The organism is Ramlibacter sp. (genome assembly GCF_035706265.1).
In the GTDB taxonomy this organism is placed as follows: Bacteria; Pseudomonadota; Gammaproteobacteria; order Burkholderiales; family Burkholderiaceae_C; genus Ramlibacter.
The window spans coordinates 1-2786 of the sequence record NZ_DASSVG010000099.1 but is presented as its reverse complement, the minus strand read 5'-3'; the positions used below and the strand labels follow the sequence as shown (position 1 = coordinate 2786).

Below are 2786 nucleotides of genomic sequence, written 5' to 3'. Positions count from 1 at the left end.
CGGAAATGCCCGAAGCCCAGCGCTTTCGCGCTGATCGCTGGGCTTCGGGCTATCGCCTCTCAGCGCCAGCCTACGATCAGGGCTGTCGCCGCTCAGCGCCAGGCACGAAACCGCACCCCGTGCCGGCGGGGCCGCTCACGCGTGCAATCTGGAATTCTTGGGCAAATGCGCCATCAGGAACTCCATCTGGTCCGCCAGGATCCGGCGGTTGCGCAGGATGAAGTCTTCCCACAGGCTGGGCACGTAGGGGGCGTACAGGAGGTCCATGCGGGCCTGCTCGGGCGTGCGGTTGCCCTTGCGGTGGTTGCAGGCCCGGCAGGCCGTCACCACGTTCATCCAGTGGTCCTTGCCGTTCTGGGCGAAGGGGATCACGTGCTCGCGCGTGAGCTCTTCCTCGTGGAACAGGCCGCCGCAATAGGCGCAGATGTTGCGGTCGCGCGCGAACAGCTTGCCGTTGGTGAGGCCGGGCTTGAGCTCGAACGGGTTGATGTTGGGCACGCCCTTGGTGCCGATGATGCTGTTGATCGTGATCAGCGACTGCTTGCCGCTGCGGGCGTTGATGCCGCCGCGGAACACGGCCACCTCCGCCCCTGCCTCCCATCGCACCTGGTCGGCAGCGTAGTGCAGGACGGCTTGCTCCAGCGAAATCCACGACTGGGGCAGTCCCTGGGCGGACAGCTTCAAGACCTTCACGAACATGGCCTCCATTCGGCACAGGCGCCGCCCCGCCCGGGCGCCAGCGCCCGGAGGCAGCGTGAGACACAATATACCGTGTTTTCGCGCTCCGCCCGTGGCAGGCCATGCGTGCGTCGGCAAGCGCGAACGGACCCTGCCTGCTATCAAAAACATATCACCTCGATGCAGATCCTGCACGGCTTCCACCACCCCCAGATCGCCAGGGCCTGTGCGGTGACGATCGGTAACTTCGACGGGGTCCACCGCGGGCACCAGGCCATGCTCGCCCTGCTGAACAACGAGGCCCGGCACCGCGGGGTGCCCAGCTGCGTGCTCACCTTCGAGCCGCACCCGCGCGACTACTTCGCCGCCCTGCACCGCAAGCCGGAGCTGGCGCCGGCGCGCATCGCCACCCTGCGCGACAAGCTCACCGAGCTGCGCAAGTGCGGCGTGGACCAGTGCGTGATCCTCAAGTTCGATGCCCGCCTGTCGGGCCAGCAGCCCGACGCCTTCATCGAGGAGGTGCTGGTGCGCGGACTGGGGGCCAGGTACGTCCTGGTCGGCGACGACTTCCGCTTCGGCGCCCGGCGCGCCGGCGACTACGCGATGCTCGATTCCGCCGGCAGCCGCCTGGGATTCGACGTGGCGCGCATGAACAGCTACGAGGTGCACGGCCTGCGCGTCTCGAGCTCGGCGGTCCGCGAGGCGCTGGCCCGCGGCGACATGACGGGCACGGCGGCCCTGCTCGGTCGCCCCTACAGCATCAGCGGCCACGTGGTGCACGGCCGCAAGCTGGGGCGCGAGCTCGGCTTCAAGACGCTCAACCTGCGCTTCTCGCACTGGAAGCCGGCCGCCAGCGGCATCTTCGCCGTGACGGTGCACGGCCTCACCGAGCAGCCCCTGGAGGGCGTGGCCAACCTCGGGATCCGCCCTTCCCTGGACCCGCGCGACGTGAACGGCGGCCGCGTGCTGCTGGAGACCCATTGCTTCGACTGGCCGGCGCGGCTGGGCGAGGAAGGGGCCTACGGTAAAATCATCCGCGTGGAACTGCTGCACAAACTGCACGACGAGCTGCGCTACGAGGGCCTCGAGGCCCTGAAGGCGGGCATCGCGCGCGACTGCGACGCCGCGCGGGCGTTCTTCGCTTCCACGCACGCCGAGACGCGGCGGCAGACCACGCGCGACCGAATTTGACGGGGACTTCGCCATTGCGGGCCTGACCCGCAATCCAGAGGCCCACGCGCTGCGCGCGCGTGGAATGCCGGGGCCCTCCCGGCATGACATCCCCCCGTCGCAGAGGCTTCCATGACCGACAAGACCGATTACCGCGCCACCCTCAACCTGCCCGACACGCCGTTCCCGATGCGCGCGGACCTCGCCAAGCGCGAGCCGGGCTGGGTGAAGGAGTGGGAGGACCAGGGCCTCTACAAGCGCCTGCGCGAGGCGCGCTGCGGCCGGCAGAAGTTCGTGCTGCACGACGGCCCGCCCTATGCCAACGGCCAGATCCACATGGGGCACGCGGTCAACAAGATCCTGAAGGACATGATCGTCAAGTCGCGCCAGCTCAAGGGCCTGGACGCGGCCTACATCCCCGGCTGGGACTGCCACGGCCTGCCGATCGAGAACGCCATCGAGAAGAAGTTCGGCCGCAACCTGCCGCGCGACGAGATGCAGGCGAAGAGCCGCGCCTTCGCCACCGAGCAGATCGACATCCAGCGCAAGGATTTCAAGCGCCTGGGCGTGCTTGGCGACTGGGACAACCCGTACCGCACGATGGACTTCGTGACGGAGGCCAACGAGATCCGCGCTTTCAAGCGCGTGATCGAGCGCGGCTTCGTCTACCGCGGGCTCAAGCCCGTGTACTGGTGCTTCGACTGCGGCTCCTCGCTGGCCGAATTCGAGATCGAATACGCTGACAAGAAGTCGCAGACGCTGGACGTGGGGTTCAAGGCCGACGATGCGGCGAAGGTGTACGAGGCCTTCGGGCTGCCCTCACCCCAGCAGCCCTCACCCCAACCCTCTCCCGCAAGCGGGAGAGGGAGCGAACTTCCTCTTCCCGCCGGGGAAGGGGCCGGGGTGGGCGGCCGGGAACTCCCTCTCCCCTCTGGGGA

General features: G+C 68.3%; 3 protein-coding genes. 2 read left to right on the top strand and 1 reads right to left on the bottom strand.

What is annotated here, in order from left to right:
- Positions 1-135: 135 nt before the first annotated feature.
- On the bottom strand, positions 136-693 hold the full coding sequence (locus tag VFM98_RS03855; protein ID WP_325108583.1) for an HNH endonuclease: 558 nt from the start codon (positions 691-693) through the stop codon (positions 136-138).
- Between the two features lie 165 nt (positions 694-858).
- Here VFM98_RS03855 and VFM98_RS03850 point away from each other — a divergent pair, with 165 nt between their 5' ends.
- Together VFM98_RS03850 and VFM98_RS03845 are read left to right on the top strand one after the other, a co-directional pair.
- Positions 859-1869 (top strand): bifunctional riboflavin kinase/FAD synthetase, encoded by a 1011-nt coding sequence (locus VFM98_RS03850; protein ID WP_325108582.1) that lies wholly within the window; start codon positions 859-861, stop codon positions 1867-1869.
- A 111-nt stretch (positions 1870-1980) separates the two neighbouring features.
- On the top strand, positions 1981-2786 hold an 806-nt coding region (locus VFM98_RS03845; RefSeq protein ID WP_325108581.1), incomplete at its 3' end, for a class I tRNA ligase family protein.

What these genes read in the sequence shown, in the direction of transcription:
- VFM98_RS03850 (WP_325108582.1), top strand. Translation starts at nt 859, where the DNA reads ATGCAGATCCTGCACGGCTTCCACCACCCCCAGATCGCCAGGGCCTGT.